This is a genomic window from Burkholderia sp. MSMB1459WGS (assembly GCF_001534535.1).
In the GTDB taxonomy this organism is placed as follows: Bacteria; Pseudomonadota; Gammaproteobacteria; order Burkholderiales; family Burkholderiaceae; genus Burkholderia.
Genome location: NZ_LPMU01000069.1, coordinates 17923 through 37145 on the forward strand (window position 1 = coordinate 17923; position 19223 = coordinate 37145).

Below are 19223 nucleotides of genomic sequence, written 5' to 3' on the forward strand. Positions count from 1 at the left end.
ATGGACACGACACTCGATTCCGGCACCTCCGTCCCCGCGGCCGGCGATGCGCCGCGCAACCTGCTGGGCCGCCCGGCGACGCGCCATCGCGGCACCGACATCGACGGCGCGACGCTCGACCCCGAAGCGCTGCGCGTGCGCGACCTCGACCTGAACGCGCTGATCGGGGCGACGACGTTCGAAGGCGCGCTCGCGCATCTGTGGTTCGACGTCGCGCCCGGCAGCGCCGCGCATCGCGCGCACGAGGCAGCGCTCGGTGCGCGGCTCGCGGCGTTCGCCGACGCGCTGGCGCCGGGCTCGGTCGGCCAGTCGGTCGCCGCCGACCTCGGCGCGGCAGGCGTCGCGCCGGTGTTCGCGGCCGCGTCCGGCCTGCTGCGCGGCCTCGACGACGTGATCGGGCGCGTGCGCGGCCCGGCGCCGGACGATGCCGATCTCGACACGATGCTGCTGTGCGCGGCCGCCGCGCCGTTCCTGCTGCACGCGGCGATCGAGGGCCGGCCGTTCGCCGCCGGCACGGCCGGCCGCGCGTCGCTCGACGCGGCCGCGACGCAAGCGCAGCGCATGCTCGTGCTGACCGGCGCGACGCGCGGCGATGCGCCCGCGCAAGCGGCCATGGACATGCTGCTCGTCGCCTGGCACGCCGGCTTCGGCTACATCACGCCGACCGTGCTCGCGCCGCGTGTCGCGATCGGCACCGGCGTCACGCTGGCGCAGGCGATCGCGTCCGGCTTCCTCGCCAGCGGGCCGTCGCACGTCGGCGCGGCGCTCGAAGCGATGCAGTGGCTCGCGGCGCTCGCACGCTCGGTGCCGGGCGGCACCGGCGCGCCACCGGCCGCGCTCGACGCGGCCGGGCGCGCGGCGATCGATGCGGCGCTCGACGCGAAACGCACGCTGTACGGCTTCGGCCATCCGCTGTTCGTCGCCGATCCGCGTCCGCCGCACCTGCGCGGCCGGTTCGCGGCATGCGGCTTCGACGGCGGCTACGTGACGCTGTTCGACGCGTGCTGCGCGCAGGCCGACGCGCGCCGTGCGCTGCGGCCGAACATCGATTTCCTGACCGCCGCGACGCTGCTCGAACTCGGCGTCGCCGCGCCGTCGTGGGGCGTCGGCGTCGGGCTCGGCGCGCGCATCGCGGCGATGGCCGCGCATGCGGTCGAACGGCGCCGCCGCCCCGCGTTCGGCGTCAACAGCGCGACCGCGCGACGGCTGCTGGCCGCCGTGCCGGTCGGCTGGCTGTGAACCCTCACCCTTTCGCACAAGGAACGTCATGCTGCTCAAGAACCTGCGCCCGGCGAACGACTACGATCGCTTCGCCACCGAAACGCTCGAACCCTGGGACCTGCTGTTCATCAGTCGCATCCGCCAGCTGGCACGCGGGATGACGCCCGGCACGATCGCCGACATCGGCACGGCCACCGGCGTCGTGCCGGTGCGCCTGGCGACCGATCCGGCGATGCGCGGCTGGCGCTACGTCGGCATCGACCTCGATCCGGCGATGCTCGACGAAGGCCGCCCGCGCATCCGCGAACTCGGGCTCGACGACACAATCGAGATGCGCGTCGGCGACGCGCTCGCGCTGCCGTTCGACGACGGCACGCTGACGATGGCGGTCGGCCGCGCGACGCTGCATCACCTGCCCGACAAGGCGCTCAGCCTGACCGAGATGTACCGCGTGCTGGAGCCGGGCGGCATCGCGCTCGTGCACGACATGCGCCGCGACGCGCCGCAGCACCTGCTCGACCGCTTCACCGAGATGCGCGCGGCCGCCGACTATCCGCCGACCCACGTCGAGGAAAAGATCACGCTCGACGAAGCGCACGCGCTCGTTGCCGCGGCCGGCCTCGCGGCGGTTGCGTCGATCTACAGCCCGAGCGCGGGGCTCGGCGCGCTCGGCTTCGAAATCCTGCTGAAGAAACCGGCGCTGGCCTGAGCGATGACCGATCTCGCCTTCCTCGCCGCCCATGCCGCCGCACGGCTCGGCGCCGACGACGTGCACTGCGCGGCGGTCGCGCCCGGCGCGACCCTGCCGCTGTGCGTGACGCCGCGCAGTGCCGAACTCGCGACGTCGCCGGAGATGTTCGTCGCGTGGTACCGCTCGCGGCTCGACACGATCGACACGCTGCTCGACGCATGCGGCGCGCTGTTGTGGCGCGGCTTCGCGGTACCCGACACCGCCGCGTTCGGCCGCCTCGGCGCGCTCTATCCGGCGCACGCGAACGGCTATACGGCCGGCGCCGCCCCGCGCCGGCAGATCGACGGCCAGGTCTACGAGTCGACCCGCATGCCGCCCCCGTTCAGGATCGGGCTGCATCAGGAGATGGCCTACATGCCCGCGTTCCCGCGCCTCGTCGCGTTCTACTGTCGGCAGCCGGCCGACGCGGGCGGCGAGACGCCGATCTGCGACATGCGCCGCGTGACCGCGCGCGTGCCGGCCGCGCTGCGCGAGCGGTTCGCCGAACGCGGCGTGATGTACCTGCGCAATTTCGCGGCGCCGGGCGACCGCGCCGACGGCCTCGCGGCGAACCCGAACCTGCCGTTCGCCGCCTACCATCGGCCGTGGGACGACGCATTCGGCACGACGGATCGCGACGAGGTCGAGCGGCTATGCGCGGAACGCGGCGTCGGCTGCCGCTGGCTCGACGACGGCAGCGTGACCGTGTCGCACGTCGGCAGCGCGCTGCGCACGCACCCGCGCACCGGCGAGACGGTGTGGTTCAACCAGGCGAGCGCGCAGCACCCGAATCCGCGTTCGATGGGCGAGCTCAGCTATCGCTACCTGCAGCGCATGTACGGCGCGCGCGCCGCGTTCCCGTACGAGATCCGCTACGGCGACGGCGCGCCGATGCCGTTCGACGATCTGGTGGCGATCTACGACGCGCTCGACGACGAGGAGCGGGCGTTCCCGTGGCAGGCCGGCGACGTGCTCGTCGTCGACAACATGCTGGTCGCGCACGGCCGCAACCCGTACCGGGGCGCGCGCGACACGCAGGTCATGCTGTTCGACTGAGGATGCCCACGATGAGCGTTTCGCTTCTTGCGTCCGTGCGCGCGATGTTCGGCCCGCCCGCCGCGTTCGACCGGCCGCAGCGCGCGGGCCTGCCGCCGCTGCCCGATGTGCATGCGCCGGACGCAGCGCTCGGCGCGCGCGCGATCGACGTCACGGCCGGCGATTTCCGTTTCTCCGCGCGCCACGTGCGGTTCCGGCTCGGCGCGATCACCGCGATCGTCGGGCCGAACGGCTCGGGCAAGACCACGCTGCTCGAAACGCTGCTCGGCTTCCGGCGCGGCGGCAGCGACGTGCGCGTGCTCGACGTGCCGGCCGAACGCTTCATGCGCGATTCGCGGTCGCTGCAGCGGATCGGCGCGCAATTGCAGAAGGTCGAGTATCCCGATCATCTGCGCGTCTCGGAGATCGTCGCGCTGCACCGCGCGATGTACGCGCACACCGATGCGGCGATCGCCGATGCGCTCGGCATCGCCGAACTGCTCGACAAGCCGTGCCGCGCGCTGTCGAAGGGGCAGCGCCAGCGCGTGGACCTGTACGTCGCGCTCGCGCACCGGCCCGAGCTGGCCGTGCTCGACGAGCCGTTCACGGGCCTCGACCGCCGCTATGCGGGCGTCGTGATCGACCTGCTGCGCCATCGCGCGCGGGGCGCGAGCGTCGCGATGATCTGTCATTCCGAGGAAGAACTGAGCGTGGTCGACGATCTCGTCTGGGTGCGCGACGGCGGCGTGCGCTACCAGGGCGACCGCGACACGCTGCGCGCCGAGCTCGTCGGCGATGCGCGCGCGGTCCTGCATTGCCGCGACGAAGCCGACGCGCGCGCGCTGCACGAGCGGCTCGCGGCGCTGCCCGGCGTGACCGGCGTGCGCGTGTCGGCCGCGCACGTGGTCGAGGCGTTCGGCGATGCGACGCTGCATCCGAACGTGCACCGGATCGTCGGCGAACGCGGCATCCAGCATCTCGCGCTCGCGCCGAGCACGCTGGGCGACCTGCTGCGCCTGTGCACCGAGGGCCCGACCCATGACTAAGGTGTTCCTGATCCTCGTGCGCAACGAGCTGCTCGGCTATCTGCGCAGCCGCTCGTCGCTGTTCTGGACGCTCGTGTTTCCGGTGTTCCTGCTGAGCGTGATGCTATTCGCGTTCGGCGGCTCGGGCTCGCTCGGCACGGCCGACATCGCGTTCGACGCGCCCGGCGGCGCGACGCCGTACAGCCGCGCATGCGAAGCGCAGATCGTCGACAGCCTGTCGCACAGCGACACGGTGAAGGCGACCTTCGGCGGCCGCGGCGCGCCGGCCGATCGCGTGACCGTCGTGCTCGGCGCCGACGAACGCACGCCGGCGACGATCCGCTACGACTTCAACGGCCCGCTCGCGGTCAAGGCCGCGTCGCGCGTCGTCGAGATCGCGCTCGCGCGCTGCGCCGCGCAGCGGCTCGGGCTGCCGGCCGCGCAGGCGCGCTTCGAGAATGCCGCGCCGACGCGCCGGCCGTTCGACTACGGCGCGTTCTTCGCGACCGGCATCCTGGTGATGGCGTTCATGGCGATCGGCCTGAACTCGACGACCACCGCGATCGCCGCGCTGCGCGAGCGCAATACGTTCAAGCTGTACGTGTGCTTCCCGGTCTCCCGCGGCGTGTTCCTCGCCGCGCTGATCGTCGCGCGCATGGCGATGATGGCGCTGTCGGCGCTCGTGCTGCTGACGGTCGCACGCGTCGCGTTCGGCATCGCGCTGCCGATCGCGACGCCGGACGGGCTGCGCGCGTTGCCGATCGTGCTGCTCGGCGCGGCGATGGTGCTGAGCATCGGCGTGCTGCTGGCCAGCCGCACCCGGTCGCTCGCGGCGGCCGAACTCGCGTGCAACGTCACCTACTACCCGCTGCTGTTCTTCAGCGACCTGACGATCCCGATGCACGACGCGCCCGCGTGGCTGAAGGCCGGGCTCGCGTTCCTGCCGACCAACCAGTTCGCCGTCGCGCTGCGCGGCGCGCTGGTCGACGGCGCACCGTACGCGCAGCTCGCGCCGCAACTGCTCGGCATGACCGCGTGCACCGCGCTGTTCCTGTTCGCCGCCGCGCGACTGTTCCGCTGGCACGACGCCTGACGCGTCGCCACGCCGTTTCGACGAAGGAGAGACACCGATGAAATCGAACCATCCCATAACCGACTACCTGCTGCATGCGAGCAACTTCCTGCCGGCGATCGTGTTCCTGTTCTACGGCCGGCTCGGCCCGGAGCAACCGGGCCTGCGCTGGACCCACGCGTTCCTGATCGGCGGCGTGCTCGCGCTCGTGCATGGCGCGTGGCTGATCCGCCGCGCGGAGCGCAACAGCATCGCGATCGGCGTCGACCTGTTCCTCGTGATCGGCGCGGTGCTCGCGCTCGTCTCGCCGACAGGTAGCCGTCTGTGGGGCGAGGAACTCGGGCCGGCCGCGATGCTCGTCTGCGTGCTGGTGGTCGGCATCGTCCATACCGCCTGGTCGGACGGCGGCTTCGTCGACGGTGCGTTCGTCGACCACGCGCGTGCGCGTTCGCTGTCGCTCGTGCTGCTCGCCGTCACCGTCGTCGCGCTCGCGGTGTCGATCGCGATGCGCCACAGCCCGCTGTGGGGCGGCGTCGTGCCGCTGATCGCACTGGTCGTCGTGCGCGGCCGGCTGCGCAAGCAGCTCGCGCGGGCAGGCTGACGATGAACGCGGTGCCCGCCCATGCGGCACACGCCGCGCAACGGCACGCGCTCGCCGCGGCGCTCGGCGACGGCTGGCTCGACGGCGCGGCGTGCGAGCCGTATGCGACCGACGTCGCGCGCTACAGCGGCGTGCCGCTCGGCGTCGCGCGGCCGGCGTCGACCGCCGACACGCGCGCGCTCGTGCGCGTCGCCGTCGCGCACCGGATCGCGCTCGTCGCCCAGGGCGCGCGCACCGGGCTCGTCGGCGCCGCCGTGCCCGATCGCAGCGGCACGCAATGCGTGGTGTCGTTCGAGCGGATGCGCGCCGTGCGCGCGTTCGATCCGGCCAATCGCAGCATCACGGTCGAGGCCGGCGTGCGGCTGTCCGACCTCAATCGGGTGGCAGGCGAAGCCGGGCTCTGCGTGCCGATCGATCTCGGCAGCGATCCGGCGGCCGGCGGCCTCGTCGGCGCGAACGCGGGCGGCAGCCGCCTGATCAAGTACGGCGACGTGCGCCGTCACGTGCTCGGCGTCGAAGTCGTGCTCGCGGACGAAGCCGGCACCGTGATCGACGCGCTCGCGCCACTGCGCAAGCGCAACGCCGGCTTCGACGTCGCACAGTGCTTCATCGGCGCGAATGGCGCGAACGGGCTCGTGACGGCCGTGTCGTTCGCGCTCGCGCCGCTCGAACGGTCGTCGTGCGCGGCGTTCGTCGCGTTCGCGTCGTACGACGCGGCGCTCGCCGGCCTGCTCGCATTCGAGCGTGCATTCGGCGAGATGCTGTCGGCGTTCGAATTCATGTCGGCGGCGGCGGTCGGTCGCGTCGCCACCGCGTTTCCGGCGTTGCGGGTGCCGTTCGAGGCCGACGCCGCCGCATGCTACGCACTCGTCGAGATCGCGACCGGCATGCCCGGGCTCGATGCGCTGCTCGAGGAACGTGCAGTCGCGACGCTCGACGCGCTCGCGCAACGACACGAGGTGCTCGACGCGGCGTGCGCGCCGGCCGAACGGTTCTGGCGGATTCGCGACGCGCTGCCGGCCGCGGTCGCGCAGGACGGCATGCCGCTGTCGTTCGACGTGTCGTTCCCGCGCGGCGCGCTGGCCGGATTCGTCGCCGATGCCGAGCAATGGCTCGCGGCCGCGCATCCGTCGCTGCGCTGCCACGCGTTCGGCCATTTCGGCGACGGCGGCTGCCATCTCGTCGTGTCGATTCCGCATGCCGACGCGCAACGCTACGGGCCGCTGCAGCAGATGGCGCTGCGCGGCGCGCTGTACGACCGCGTCGCGCGCGCGGGCGGCTGCTTCAGCGCGGAGCACGGCGTCGGGCCCGTCAATATCGCGTACTACCGCAAGCACGTGCCGGCCGCGCAACGGCAGGTCGCCGCCGCCGTCCAGCACGCCGTCGATCCGCTGGGCCTGATCGGCCGGGTCCGCTACTGACACGCCGCTGCGCGGCGCCACGGAGATTTAGCATGATGTTCCGACACTCGCCCGGCCCGCACACCATGGCCGAACCGGACACCGACGAGCATTCGTTCTCCGGCATCCCGGGCCCGTTGCCCGACTCGGGCGTCGTGGTGAACGTGCGCGGCGTCGCTTACGTGATCCGGTTGCCGCCGCGCGACCATGCGCGCCCGGCGCTGTGGCGCGCGCTGGCGGACTGGCGCGACGAACGGTCGGCCGACGACGACGTCGAGCCGGATGGACGGCAGGATTGAGCAGCCGCGTCGCGACGGCCCGGCAAGCACGCCGCGCATACGAGCGCGGCGCCGGACCACCTCGGTCGTCCGGCGCCGCGACGGGCGAAGCACGCCGTCAGAACACCGCGTGCCCGCTGATCAGGCTCGGCAGCCACGTCGAGAAGAACGGCAGGTACGTGACGATGTTGATCGCGCTGAAGATCGCCAGATAGTATGGCCACGCCATCTTCGTGGTCTCGCCGATCGACACGTTGCCGATCGCGCAGCCGACGAACTGCACCGACCCGATCGGCGGGTGCACGAGACCGAGCGAGCAGTTCAGCAGCAGCATGATCCCGAACTGCACCGGCCCGACGCCGCACGCCATCGCGATCGGCAGGAACAGCGGCGTCGTGATCAGGATGTGCGCGGCCATGTCGACGAACGTGCCGAGAAACACCTGGATGATGTTGATGTACAGCAGCATCAGCCACGGCCCCGCGGTCGACTGCTTCAGCAACCCTTCGATCGCATCCGGAATCTCCAGGTACGACATCTGGAAGCGCAGCATGTTGGACACCGCGATCAGCAGCAGCACGACGCCCGTCGTGCGCGCCGCATGCGACAGCGCGCGGCGCAGCTTCTCGGCGGTGAGCGTCCGGTAGACCACCGCGGTCAGCACGAGCGAGTAGACCACGGCGATCGCGGCCGCTTCGGTCGCGGTGGCGATGCCCTTCGCGACGCACACGAGGATGATCGCGATCACCATCAGCCCGGGCACCGCGCCGACGAAGCTGCGCAGCACCGCATACCAGCCGGGAAACCGCGGCAGCGCGGACGAGCCGTCTGCGCGGCGCGGATAGCCGTGACGCACGGCCTGCCAGTACGCGGCGGCGAGCACGAAGCCCATCACCCACAACACCGGCAGGAGCCCCGAGAACAGCAGGTCGCCGATCGACACGCCGCTCACCGGCTGGCCGTGCAGCATCCCGGTGATGCCCTGCGCGGCGAACGCGTAGATGATCATGTTGGTCGACGTCGGCATCAGCGCGCCGGCGAGCGACGCATGCGTGGTCACGTTGACCGCGTACGCGGCGCTGTAGCCTTCGCGCTTCATCAGCGGGATCACCACGCCGCCCATCGCCGACGTATCGGCGGTCGGCGAGCCCGACACGCCGCCGAACAGCGTGCACGCGACGACGTTCGCCATCCCGAGGCCGCCGCGGAAGTGGCCGACGCTCGCCTGCGCGAAGCGCAGGATCCGGTCCGCGATGCCGCCATGCAGCATCAGTTCACCGGAGAAGATGAAGAACGGCACCGCGAGGAACGAGAACGCGTTCATCCCCGAGATCATCGCCTGCATCGCGGTCGCGATCGGCAGGCCTTCGACCATGTAGGTCAGCACGCACGAAATGCCGAGCGCAAACGACACGGGCACGCCGAGGACGAGAAATATCAGAAAACTGACGGACAGGATCGCGAGTTCCATGGCGTTATTGTTCCGACGAAGAACGACGAAGCGCGAGCAGGTGCTCGAGCGAGAAGAGGACGATCGCAACCGCCGCGGGCATCGCGATCAGGTAGCGCACGCCTTCGGGCAGCCCGATGATCGGAATGCGGTCGCCCATCGTCTCGGCGGCCATGCTGCCGCAACCGATCATGATCATGATCGCGAACGCGATCAGGCTCAGGTGCTGGATCGCGACGACGACCGTGCGCGCCTTCGGCGACAGCCGGCGCACCAGCGAATCGAGGCCGATATGGCCGCCGTCGCGCACCTTCATCGCCGCGCCGAACATCGCGATCACGATCACGAGCAGCAGCGCGATCGGCTCGACGAAATCCGGTGCGTTATCGAACGCGTAGCGCATCACGACCGCGTAGAACACCAGCACCGTGAGCACCGCGAGGCACGCCGACGCGATCACGGCCAGCACGCGAAACAGCAGGTCGTTCACGCAGCGCAACAGCGGCGCGGCGTGCGGCCGCGCCGCCGTTGCGTCGTCCGGGGCGTCGTCCGGGGCGGCGCCCGGCGCGGCCGCGGCCGCCGCGCCGTTCAGGGAAGTGCGACGCGTCACTTGGTGGCCTCGATCTCGTCGACGATCTGCTTCATCTGCGGCGTCTTTTCATACTTGGTCCACAGCGGCTGCATCGCCTTCACGAACGCCGCGCGGTCGATCTGCGCGGCCGGCAGGATCTTCGCGCCGCCCTTCGTCACCATCTGCTGCGCCGAGGCTTCGCGCGCGGTCCACAGCTTCTGGTAGTACGGCACCGAATCGGCCGCCGCCTTCCTGATCGCCGCCTGCTCCTGCGGCGACAGCGTGTCCCAGACCTTCTTCGAGAACACCAGCACTTCCGGCGTCATCGCGTGCTGCGTCTCCGAGTAATCGGGCGCGACTTCGTAATGCTTGGTTTCCTCGTACGACGGCAGGTTGTTTTCCGCCGCGTCGACGAGGCCCGTCTTCAGGCCCGTGTATACCTCGGCGAACGGCATCGGCGTGGGCGTGCCGCCCATCGCCTTGATCTCGTCGACCATCAGATCGGACGGCTGCACGCGCACCTTCAGCCCCTTCATGTCCGCCGGCGAGCGCACCGGGCGCTTCGCGTAGATCGAGCGCGCGCCGCTCTCGTAGAACGTCAGCGCGATCATCCCCTTCGCGGTGAACGCATCGAGGATCTTCTGGCCGGCCGGGCCGTACATCGCCTTGCGGAAATGGTCGACGTCGCGGAACAGGAACGGGAACGACGGGATCAGCGATTCCGGCACGATCTCGTTGAACGACGCGCCGTTCACGCGCGCCATGTCGATCGCGCCGATCCGCACCTGGTCGACCGTGTCCTTCTCGGAGCCGAGCGCGCTGTTGCCGAACACCTTGATCGAATCCTTGCCGCCCGTCTGCTTCGACAGCTCGTCGCCCATGAACTTCACGGCCATGTTGGTCGGGAAGTTGTCGCCGTGCACGTCCGCCGAGCGGAACACGCGCGCCTGCGCGGACATCGCGAAGCCGGCCATCAGTGCGACGGCCAGGGCGGCACGGGAGCCGGGGAATCGGTGTTTCATGGTGAGTCTCCTTGATGGTCGATCGTTGTTGTGCCGCGATCCGCCGGCCCGCGCGGGCTTCGCCGATACGCTTCCTCGAACCGCAGAGTCATACGTCGTATGACGTGTTCAGTGAATGTACGTCGGTTAACCGTTTAACTCACTTGGTGCATACCCCTATAACCTCTGCCATCCAAGGTTTTCGGCAGGAAACAGGGAATCGCATTCTCCAGTTTTACGCTTTTCCGCGAAACGTTTTCCGGAAACGGGTCGGCATGCGAATCGGACGTCGAAGGCATGGCTTCCCGACATCCGACGGTCTTCTTTCGCTTCGCTTGCCATCGTTATAGGATGACTGATCACCCCATCGCCACGCCGTTGCGATGCCACGAGCATGCGCCGGCCCGTATTCCGCATGACGCGATTCGGGTCCGTGGCGCACGGCCGACGACCCGCCGGCGGCCGCGGTTCAGGTGTACGCCAATTCGCTTTCGCGAACGCGCGGGAAACCCGTCGTCGCGCGCTCCGCCTGCCAGGCACGCGCGATGCTCGCCGTCATCGCATGCGACGCGAAAGGAGCCAGCGATGTCGACCACGAAGCCATCGGCGACCCCCGAACCGGCTACCCCGCCGAATGCCGGCGACGAAGGCCCGGCCAATGCGCCGGGCATCGGCGAGGACACGTGCCGCGTCTGCCGCGGCACCGGCAGGGTGGAAGGTCAACCCTGCACCGTCTGCGGCGGGACCGGCAAGATACTGCAGGGAATCGGCGGCGGATAGGTAACAACGCCGCCGCATCTGCGCATATCGATCGCTCAGGTCTGCATGACCAGCGACGTGAGCTGGGCTGCGCGCGCCACGTCCGTTTTCGTGTAGATCGACTTGATCTGCGCGCGGACCGTGCCGATCGACACGCCGCGCAGCGCCGCGCACTCCTGCGGCGAGCGCCCGTCGCAGCACAGCAGCACCGCGAGCTCGGCTTCCGCCGACGACAGCCCGTAGAACACCCGCAAGCGCTGCGCGCGTGCTGCCGGCGAACGCAGGTCGGCGGCCGTCATCAGTGCCGCGACGCCGGGCCGCTCGCGCGCGAGGCGTGACTGCTCGGGAACGGGAATCAGCGCAAGCGGCAGCGGCTCGCCCGTCGCACGACGCAGCAACAGCCCGCCGCGTGCGAATGCATGCCGCCATTGCGCGTCGTCGACGCAGCCTTCCGGCGCGAAACGGCCGGTCACGATCCGCAGCGCCGGTTCGGCAGCGATCAGTTGATCGGCCGCGCGGTTCGTATAGCGCAGTTCGCGCTGGGCGCCGAGCAGGAACACCGGCACCGGCACCGCATCGAGCGCCGATTCCGCAGCGGCCACGCGCGCTTCGAGCTCGCCGATGCGCGCGTGGATGCGCAGCGCGCGGCTGATGTGCGCGCCCATGATTTCGATGGTGCGACGCTGCTCGTCGGACAGCCCTTGAGATTCGAGGCCGCTCTGTACGCTGAGGAAAACGCCCGCACCGTCGCCGTGATGGATGTACAGGCCCGAGATGCCGCCGAGCCCGAACGGCTGCATGAATTCCCGATAGAACACGCCATGTGTGCGCTGCCGCACCGACAGGTGCTTCACGTCCTCGAACCAGCGCCCTGCGGGCCAGTCCGCGGCAACCGGCACGACCGGGTCGTACAGGTGGAACTCGGCGTTGTAGCGGTGGAGGCACGCGGCGACCCATGACGGATCGTCGCCGGCCACCTGCTCGATCGCCGGCAGCCTTGCCGCATCGTCGAACGACAGCAGTATGGCCATGCGCACGCCGACCGACAGACGCAGCCCGTCCAGCACCGCTTCCCATCGTTGGTCGCCCAGCGCCGCAGCGTAGACGTCATCGATCCATGCCGACGGAACCCACCCGTTCATCTGCATCTGGCCACCCCGCGCCATGCGTTTTTGTCGAACGCCGTTCGGGCATCTTAGTCAATCGGCCTCATTGTTCAAATCGTCGATGCGGGTTTGATCGAAATACCACGTTTTCTACCGTTTCTCGTCTGACGTAATGGCCGTTTCGGACATGGCGACGCAATCCGCGTCGACGGGCGCCTGCGCAGCGTCGATCGACGCAATGACATCCGGATGAAAGCACGCAGCCGACGGCGCGACGAAACGTTTTTCGCTGCCCGACTCGACGATGCACTTACTTCATCGTCGCGAACCGCACTTCCATCTCGTCGATCTTCGCGAGCACCGCTTCGCTCAGCTTTCTGACGTGACGCGGCACGTCGGGCGTCGACATCAGTTCCTCGATACGCCCGCGCCAGTATCTCGGATGCCTGACGCGCCCCGCCCCCGACATCGACACGTCGTCGAGGTCCGTCTCGCTGTCCAGCAGCGCCACCATGCGCTGGATATGCGAGAGCTCCCGTTCCACATAGTCTCGTGCGAGCATAGTGATTGAAACTCCCCCGAAATACGGCATCAGGCCTTCGGTCATCAACGCGCCACCGCGCGGCGCCGACGATGCACCGCACACGTTGCACGCCAGCGTACGCGACGACCGTGTCAGTCGACTGTGCGAACGCGCACAGCAATCGACGAAGCAACGACAGACCTGTTCGAGTGTTCCGGCGATATCCGGTGCCGGTACCCCGGTGTTCATCGTAGGCGTACCGCCCGGCCGCGGCATCCCCAAAAGTGGGGATGCCGGCCGATATCGATCGGGTAATGACTGACGGAAATGCCGGGAGCCGAAACGGCCGGCGTGGGTGGCCGGTCGGCTTCGCAGGGCGACGCTGCCGTGCGCTACCGACGATAGGGCGGCGGCGCGAGTTCGAGCGGATCGGGGTTCAGGCGCACCCACGCCACCGCGAGCCGGCACAGTGGCGCCGGGTCGCCGGATTGGCGCTTGACGTCCTGCATGACGGCTTCCACGTCTGACAAATCGGCCGCCGGCAGCGACGTGCCGGTGCGCACGATCGCCGCGAACGCATCGGCCGTCTTCCTGAAATCGGCATCCCAGTTGCCACCGCCGTTGTGTTCGAGTTCATGCGCGATACGGCCCGAGATCCGGATCAGTTCGCCCTTCGATCGCGTCCGTATCGTTGGCCGTTCGTCAAAGTGTTAACGCAGTTTTGCATCCGTCGCCGGTACGCGCGCAACCCGCCGCCCCCGTCAGTCCAGCGGCTCCAGCGCCTCCAGCCCGTCCGGGAGCCCGGATGCGCCGCCGAGCTTCGTGATGTTCCAGCGTGCGGCGTCGTTCCAGTCGTAATCCATTCGATAGGAAAACCGGGCATTGGCGCGAAACAGCGCGGCGCGGAATGTCCTGCCGTCGTTTGCGAGCGCGTCGCGCAGTTGCGGCCCGATGCACATGATCCCGCCGATGAAATCGCGGTGCTCCATGGTCGACACCAGCTCGACGCCGGCCGCCGTCGCATATGACGCACGCGCGCCGTACTGCCCGTCGCCCGGTGCGCTGAAGCAAACGTAAACTTCGCGCCAGCCGGGAAAAGCGGATTGCATGTAGCCGATTACGTGCCTGGCGAATTCGATCACCCGCTCTGTCGCGTCGTCGTTCATCGATCGCCCCCGAAATGAGATCGGTGACGAGCGTAATCGGACACGACGCGACGCGTCAATGGCCGCCGGCATACCGGCGCGCGGCCCGTTCGCCGAATCCGGAACCGTCAGCGATCCCGAGCATCGCTGCAGGCCACCGGTATCGCGCCGCCTGTCGCCCCTTGCATGTCGATCGACGCGCGTGGCGAGTGAAATGACGCGCAAAAATCGGCATCATGGTGCATCCCCTCCGCAACGGAATCCCGTCCGTGAATATCGATACCGACCTCCCCGTCATGGTGACGGGCGCAACCGGATACGTCGCCGGCTGGCTCGTGCAGCGGTTGCTCGAGGCGGGCCTGACGGTCCATGCGGCCGTCCGCGACCCCGACAGCCCGGACAAGCTGAAACATCTCCAGCGCATCGCGGCCGGCAAGCCCGGCACGATCCGCTATTTCCGCGCCGACCTGCTCGAACCCGGATCGTACGAGGACGCGATGACGGGTTGCGGGATCGTGTTCCACACCGCGTCGCCATTCACGGTCACCGTTCGCGATCCGCAGAAGGAGCTGGTCAATCCGGCGTTGCTCGGCACGCGCAACGTACTCGAGACGGCCAACCGCATGCCGTCGGTGCGGCGCGTCGTGCTGACCAGCAGTTGCGCGGCGATCTACGGCGACAACGCCGATCTCGCTGCGACGCCCGACGGTATGTTCACCGAAGCAATCTGGAACACCAGTTCGTCGCTCACCCATCAACCCTATTCGTATTCGAAGACGGTCGCCGAGCGCGAAGCGTGGCAAATCGCCCGCCGGCAGCAACGCTGGGATCTCGTCACCATCAATCCGTCGCTCGTGATCGGGCCCGGCATCAATCCGTACGCGACGTCGGAGAGCTTCGAGATCGTCCGGCAGATGGGCGACGGCACGATGAAGGCCCGCGTGCCGGATCTCGGCATGGGCGCGGTGGATGTCCGCGACGTGGCCGACGCGCATCTGCGTGTGGCGTTCTTGCCGAGCGCCAATGGCCGCTACATCGTCTCGGCGCACGACACGAGCCTGCCGGCGATGGCCGCCACGCTGCTGGAACGGTATGGCGCCGACTATCCGATTCCGCGACGCATCCTGCCGAAGTGGCTGGTGTGGCTGGTCGGCCCGCTCGCGAACAAGAGCGTGACGCGCCGCGTGATCGCGCGCAACGTCGGGCTGCCCTGGCGCGCGGACAACAGTCGCAGCCGCAATGAACTGGGCATCCGCTATCGCCCGCTCGCCGAGTCGATGAACGACTTCTTTCAGCAGCTCGTCGAAACCGGGCAATTGCGGCGATGAACCGCTTCGCGCAGCGGCGGCTCGGCGACGATGGCGCAAACTTCAAAACCCTGCCGGCGGTAAGTTCGCGCGAAGCTCGCGCGGCATGACCTCGATCGCTCGGACCTACCCTCCGATCAGATCGCCTTCCTGCCCGGCTACCGAGATCCGGATTCGTTCTTCCTCGCATTCGATGAACGGACCGCGATGACGCCCGAAGCCGCCCCTCGCGCACGGCGCGCCGATCGACGCAAGGCGGCCCGTTCCGTCGGCGCGGCCACGCCCGGTCAACCAGCGGCGCCGCTGCGATTCAGCCCGAAAATGAAATCGGCTTCGACCGACGCGCCCTTCGGCAGTTGCAGCACACCGACCGACGTGCGCGTATGAACGCCGGCGTCGCCGAGCACTGCATACAACACGTCCGACGCGCCATCGGCCACCTCGCTTTGCATCGTGAAGCCGGGCGCGCTTCGCACGTACACGGTCATGCGCGGCACCGTCGCGATCGCATCGAGCGTGCCGCACTGCTTGCGGATCAGCGCCAGCGCGCGCAGTGCGGAAATGCCGGCCGCGCGACGGCCGTCGTCCAGCGAAACGGATTCGCCCACGATGCCGACGAAATGCACGACTTCCCCGATTCGCGGAATCTGGCCGGCGACGTAGGCCGTCGTTCCGTCGGCCAGGACGGGCGTGTACTTTCCGCCGATCCTGATCGTTTCGTCCGGATCGAATCCGAAATCGGCCGCGACCTGTTTCAGTTTGTCATCCCTGTTCATCAGTGAATTCCCCAATCCTTCTGAAAAAAGATAAAGAATAATTGAGTCTCCGAAGCTTGTCCCGCATGAGAAGATCGGACGCAAACGATCCAATCAAACGACTTCTCAGGTGTTCGAAGCAGTCGTGCATTGCCATATCCGCAATACAATTCGTAGTCGGCGCAATTTTCTTCGTCATTTCCGGTTGAAACCGCTATCATGTATGGACACAACCTGAAGAGTGATATATGGCAACTTACAAGGAACTGAAAGCTCAAATGGACGCTTTGGCCGAGAAAGCCGAAGCAGCGCGCGCCGCTGAATTCCAGGCGGTCGTCGACGACATCCGCACCAAAGTCGCGGAATACGGCATTACCGAAAAAGACATTTTCGGTACGCGCCGCGGTCGGCCGGCCAGACAGTCGGGCGCTCCCGTGCAGGCAAAGTATCGCGATCCGAAGACCGGGGCGACCTGGTCGGGCCGCGGTCGCGCGCCCGCATGGATCAAGGATGCGAAGAATCGCAATCGATTCCTGATCCAGGAATAAGATTCCCCGCATGGGCCGGCGCGTGATTCGACACGCTGTCCGGCAATTTGGGCATTGATTGGCGCATCGATACCGGCGGCATTCCAAAGCCGCTCCGGTCGACGAGGTTTTGCCCGATCGGCGTGTCGCGCACAGGTCAATCCACCGATCGTGCCGCACGCCCATCCTTTCTTCAGCGTTCGTAATAGATGGCAAGCCAGACGGTTTGCACTTCGTCATGCGTCCATGCGACACGATGACGGCAATGCGGCTCGATCAGCACGTAATCTCCGGCGCGCATATCGAGCCGCGTCGCATCCTCTTCGAATTCGAGCATGGCCGCGCCGGACAGCAGCACGACCCATTCGGCCCGCGGGTCGTCATACCAGAACCCGTCCGGGCTCGCATGCCCCATCGATACGATCCGCTCGACGTTCACGCGCGGGCCCGTGACGAGCATGTCGATTCGCTCGTCGCCGCCGCGCCGCCCGTCAACGGCGAATAAATTACCGGTTTGAAGTTGCATGGCTTCGCCTCGTCGTCGATCTTCGGGTAAAGGATGCGGATTTAAAGGCAACGGGAAATATTCGCTGCAGCTTGACGCGCCCCGGCTTGCCCAGGCGCCGTTAAAAGCCGTGTCAAAAAGATGAAGAATGACGGAGATTTCATCGGCGCTCATTCGTTGCAAAGATAAAACACGCACCGGCGTTCTTTTAGCGACACACGCACCGTCACGCGTCATTTCCGGTAAAGCCGATCGACCTCCTGCCGGCCCCCGCAGCGTCGAGCCAGGGCAATCGGCCGCGAACATTCGGCCGGCAATTCGGTATCCTGCTTGCAGCGCGCGCCCCGATCGATACATTTTCCGTTCGCTGGCCGACACGAGCAAGCATCGGGAAGTCCATTCATGCTTTATTTCGATTCGCGGTGGCGTTTGCCCGACGAGCGGCGATATTGCCGGGTGCGTCGATATCGATGCGAGCGCCGACGAAGTACCGGCTCTCGCGGCGCGCAGGATCGCATGGTGTGCCGCGCATCCGGGCACGCGCTTCGCCGGTCATTCGAAAGCGCGCCCGGCAGCCCTTGTCAGACCATCGCCCTCAACCATCCCAGCAACGCCGCGTGCGCACTCCCGTCCATCGCCGGCGTCGGCGTCAACAGGTAGTAATCCGATCCATCCTCGACGAACCCCATCGGCGCAACCAGCACACCGCTTTCGATGTCGTCGCGCACCAGGTGCCACGGTCCGATCGCGACTCCCAGCCCCGCGACGGCCGCCTGCAGACTGAAATAGAAATGATCGAACCGCTGCCCGCGCCCATTCGCGGCCGGTTGATTCGCCGCCGCCGCCCAGGCATTCCATGCGTCCGGCCGGGTGCGTGTATGCAGTCGCACAGCGTCGGGCTTCAACGCGCGGGCACCGCGACGCGACGCGAACCACGCACCGACCTTGTCCGGCCGGCAAACCGGCCCCACGCGTTCGGCGAACAGATGCTCGGCGTGATACGCCGCCGGCCACGCAAAATCGTTGCGACGAATCGCCATGTCGATGCCGCTGTCGAACGAGAACGGCCCGCCGGCAGCGGCCAGATGGATATCGACGCCCGCATGCTGCGCCTGGAAATCCGGCCAGCGCGGCATCAGCCAGCGCATCAGGAGCGTCGGCTCGCACGACAGGACCGAACGCCGCGCACGGGCAGCGTCGGTACGCAAGGCGTGGGCGGCGTGACGCATCAGGCCCAGGCCGTCATGGACGGCCTGCGCGAGGGTGCGGCCCGCCTCGGTCAGGAACACGCGACGGCTGCGCCGCTCGAACAGCGCCACGCCCAGATCGTCCTCGAGCAGACGCACCGCGCGACTGACCGCGCCATGGGTCAGGCACAGCTCGTCGGCCGCGCGGCTGAAATGCTCGTGACGCGCCGCCGCCTCGAAACACCGCAGCGCCATCAGTGACGGCAGGCCGGTACGGATCGATTGTGATTCAGACTCACCATTCTGGTCAGAAATCATCGTTTTTCCCGATGAAGCACGATGGATACGATTGTGCCATCAACATATCCGTCGCAGGAGCAACGCCATGACCGAATTGATAGTCGTAGTCACCATCACGCTGCTGGCCGTCATCAGCCCGGGGCCGGACTTCGCGATGGTCACGCGCAACAGCCTGATGCTGTCGCGTCGTTCCGGCGTACTCACCGCATGCGGGATCGGGCTCGGCGTCATCGTTCACGTGAGCTACACGCTGCTGGGCGTCGGGCTGCTGATTCGTCAGTCGGCGTGGCTCTTCAATACCGTCAAGCTGATCGGCGCGATCTACCTGGTCTACCTCGGCGCAAGGATGCTCATGACGAAAGCCGGCGGCGTGCAAGCCGACACCGCCGTGGCGCCGCTGTCCGATCTCGCCGCGCTGCGCACGGGCTTTCTGACGAATGCGCTGAATCCCAAAACCACGGTGTTCATCGTCAGCCTGTTCATGCAGGCAGTCCGGCCCGACACGCCGTTGATCGTGCAGATCGGCTACGGCGCGTTCATCGCGGCCGCCCATGCCGGCTGGTTCAGCCTCGTGGCGCTCTGTTTCTCGGCCACGGCTGTCCGCGATCGCCTGCTGTCGCTGCGGCACTGGATCGATCGCACGTTCGGATGCGTGCTGGTGGGCTTCGGCGTCGCGCTCGCCATCGCCCAGGGCGGGCGCTGAGTCAACCCGCGCCGGCTGCGCG

At 68.1% G+C, this 19223-nt stretch carries 21 protein-coding genes; 12 read left to right on the plus strand and 9 right to left on the minus strand.

The features are described 5' to 3' along the window. From WT97_RS26690 to WT97_RS26725, 8 genes are read left to right on the plus strand one after another with little or no spacing between them, the layout of a single operon-like run. Positions 1-1239: a citrate/2-methylcitrate synthase gene (locus tag WT97_RS26690; protein WP_060354689.1), complete on the plus strand. Its 1239-nt coding sequence runs from the start codon at positions 1-3 to the stop codon at positions 1237-1239. 28 nt (positions 1240-1267) lie between these two features. Next, positions 1268-1930, plus strand: a complete 663-nt coding sequence (locus WT97_RS26695; protein ID WP_027786439.1) for a class I SAM-dependent methyltransferase — start codon at positions 1268-1270, stop codon at positions 1928-1930. 3 nt (positions 1931-1933) lie between these two features. Next, entirely contained in the window at positions 1934-3007 is a 1074-nt protein-coding gene (locus WT97_RS26700; protein ID WP_059790114.1) for a TauD/TfdA family dioxygenase, read from the plus strand. Positions 3008-3018: 11 nt separating this feature from the next. Continuing rightward, complete coding sequence (locus tag WT97_RS26705; protein ID WP_060354763.1) at positions 3019-4032, plus strand: ATP-binding cassette domain-containing protein; 1014 nt, start codon at positions 3019-3021, stop codon at positions 4030-4032. Continuing rightward, complete coding sequence (locus WT97_RS26710) at positions 4025-5104, plus strand: ABC transporter permease (RefSeq protein WP_059498698.1); 1080 nt, start codon at positions 4025-4027, stop codon at positions 5102-5104. Before WT97_RS26705 ends, WT97_RS26710 begins: the two co-directional genes overlap by 8 nt. A 37-nt stretch (positions 5105-5141) precedes the next feature. Further along, a complete protein-coding gene (locus WT97_RS26715) occupies positions 5142-5684 on the plus strand; it encodes a hypothetical protein (protein ID WP_059498699.1) in 543 nt (180 codons plus the stop codon). 2 nt (positions 5685-5686) lie between these two features. Then, on the plus strand, positions 5687-7105 hold the full coding sequence (locus tag WT97_RS26720) for an FAD-binding oxidoreductase (protein ID WP_060354690.1): 1419 nt from the start codon (positions 5687-5689) through the stop codon (positions 7103-7105). A 32-nt stretch (positions 7106-7137) separates the two neighbouring features. Beyond that, entirely contained in the window at positions 7138-7383 is a 246-nt protein-coding gene (locus WT97_RS26725; protein WP_060354691.1) for a hypothetical protein, read from the plus strand. Positions 7384-7480: 97 nt separating this feature from the next. Here the strand turns inward: WT97_RS26725 and WT97_RS26730 are convergent, their stop codons facing one another. From WT97_RS26730 to WT97_RS26740, 3 genes are read right to left on the minus strand one after another with little or no spacing between them, the layout of a single operon-like run. Then, positions 7481-8833: a TRAP transporter large permease gene (locus tag WT97_RS26730; RefSeq protein WP_060354692.1), complete on the minus strand. Its 1353-nt coding sequence runs from the start codon at positions 8831-8833 to the stop codon at positions 7481-7483. Between the two features lie 4 nt (positions 8834-8837). Continuing rightward, a complete protein-coding gene (locus WT97_RS26735) occupies positions 8838-9422 on the minus strand; it encodes a TRAP transporter small permease (RefSeq protein WP_060354693.1) in 585 nt (194 codons plus the stop codon). After that, positions 9419-10405 carry a TRAP transporter substrate-binding protein gene (locus WT97_RS26740; protein WP_060354694.1) on the minus strand — a complete coding sequence of 329 codons (987 nt, stop codon included), beginning with the start codon at positions 10403-10405 and terminating at the stop codon, positions 9419-9421. Before WT97_RS26740 ends, WT97_RS26735 begins: the two co-directional genes overlap by 4 nt. 564 nt (positions 10406-10969) lie before the next feature. On the opposite strand from WT97_RS26740, the gene WT97_RS33585 reads away from it, so the two are divergent. Further along, on the plus strand, positions 10970-11164 hold the full coding sequence (locus tag WT97_RS33585) for a hypothetical protein (protein ID WP_082741815.1): 195 nt from the start codon (positions 10970-10972) through the stop codon (positions 11162-11164). A gap of 35 nt (positions 11165-11199) precedes the next feature. Here WT97_RS33585 and WT97_RS26745 read toward each other — a convergent pair whose 3' ends face one another. The 3 genes from WT97_RS26745 to WT97_RS34685 form a co-directional block, all read right to left on the minus strand. Beyond that, positions 11200-12285, minus strand: coding sequence for a helix-turn-helix transcriptional regulator (locus WT97_RS26745; protein ID WP_257128560.1), 1086 nt, complete (start codon positions 12283-12285; stop codon positions 11200-11202). Positions 12286-12559: 274 nt separating this feature from the next. Then, complete coding sequence (locus tag WT97_RS26750) at positions 12560-12811, minus strand: hypothetical protein (protein ID WP_059790122.1); 252 nt, start codon at positions 12809-12811, stop codon at positions 12560-12562. Between the two features lie 722 nt (positions 12812-13533). Further along, positions 13534-13938: a hypothetical protein gene (locus WT97_RS34685; RefSeq protein ID WP_179949814.1), complete on the minus strand. Its 405-nt coding sequence runs from the start codon at positions 13936-13938 to the stop codon at positions 13534-13536. A gap of 215 nt (positions 13939-14153) precedes the next feature. On the opposite strand from WT97_RS34685, the gene WT97_RS26760 reads away from it, so the two are divergent. Continuing rightward, complete coding sequence (locus tag WT97_RS26760) at positions 14154-15245, plus strand: NAD-dependent epimerase/dehydratase family protein (protein WP_060354696.1); 1092 nt, start codon at positions 14154-14156, stop codon at positions 15243-15245. A gap of 266 nt (positions 15246-15511) precedes the next feature. On the opposite strand, the gene WT97_RS26765 is transcribed toward WT97_RS26760, so the two are convergent. Continuing rightward, entirely contained in the window at positions 15512-16000 is a 489-nt protein-coding gene (locus WT97_RS26765) for a RidA family protein (protein WP_060354697.1), read from the minus strand. A gap of 227 nt (positions 16001-16227) precedes the next feature. Here WT97_RS26765 and WT97_RS26770 point away from each other — a divergent pair, with 227 nt between their 5' ends. Further along, a complete protein-coding gene (locus WT97_RS26770) occupies positions 16228-16527 on the plus strand; it encodes an H-NS family nucleoid-associated regulatory protein (protein WP_059498710.1) in 300 nt (99 codons plus the stop codon). Between the two features lie 172 nt (positions 16528-16699). On the opposite strand, the gene WT97_RS26775 is transcribed toward WT97_RS26770, so the two are convergent. Together WT97_RS26775 and WT97_RS26780 are read right to left on the minus strand one after the other, a co-directional pair. Continuing rightward, complete coding sequence (locus WT97_RS26775; RefSeq protein ID WP_060354698.1) at positions 16700-17032, minus strand: cupin domain-containing protein; 333 nt, start codon at positions 17030-17032, stop codon at positions 16700-16702. Between the two features lie 560 nt (positions 17033-17592). Further along, positions 17593-18516 carry a LysR family transcriptional regulator gene (locus tag WT97_RS26780; protein WP_060354699.1) on the minus strand — a complete coding sequence of 308 codons (924 nt, stop codon included), beginning with the start codon at positions 18514-18516 and terminating at the stop codon, positions 17593-17595. Positions 18517-18583: 67 nt separating this feature from the next. On the opposite strand from WT97_RS26780, the gene WT97_RS26785 reads away from it, so the two are divergent. Continuing rightward, positions 18584-19201, plus strand: coding sequence for a LysE family translocator (locus WT97_RS26785; protein ID WP_060354700.1), 618 nt, complete (start codon positions 18584-18586; stop codon positions 19199-19201). Positions 19202-19223 lie beyond the last annotated feature (22 nt).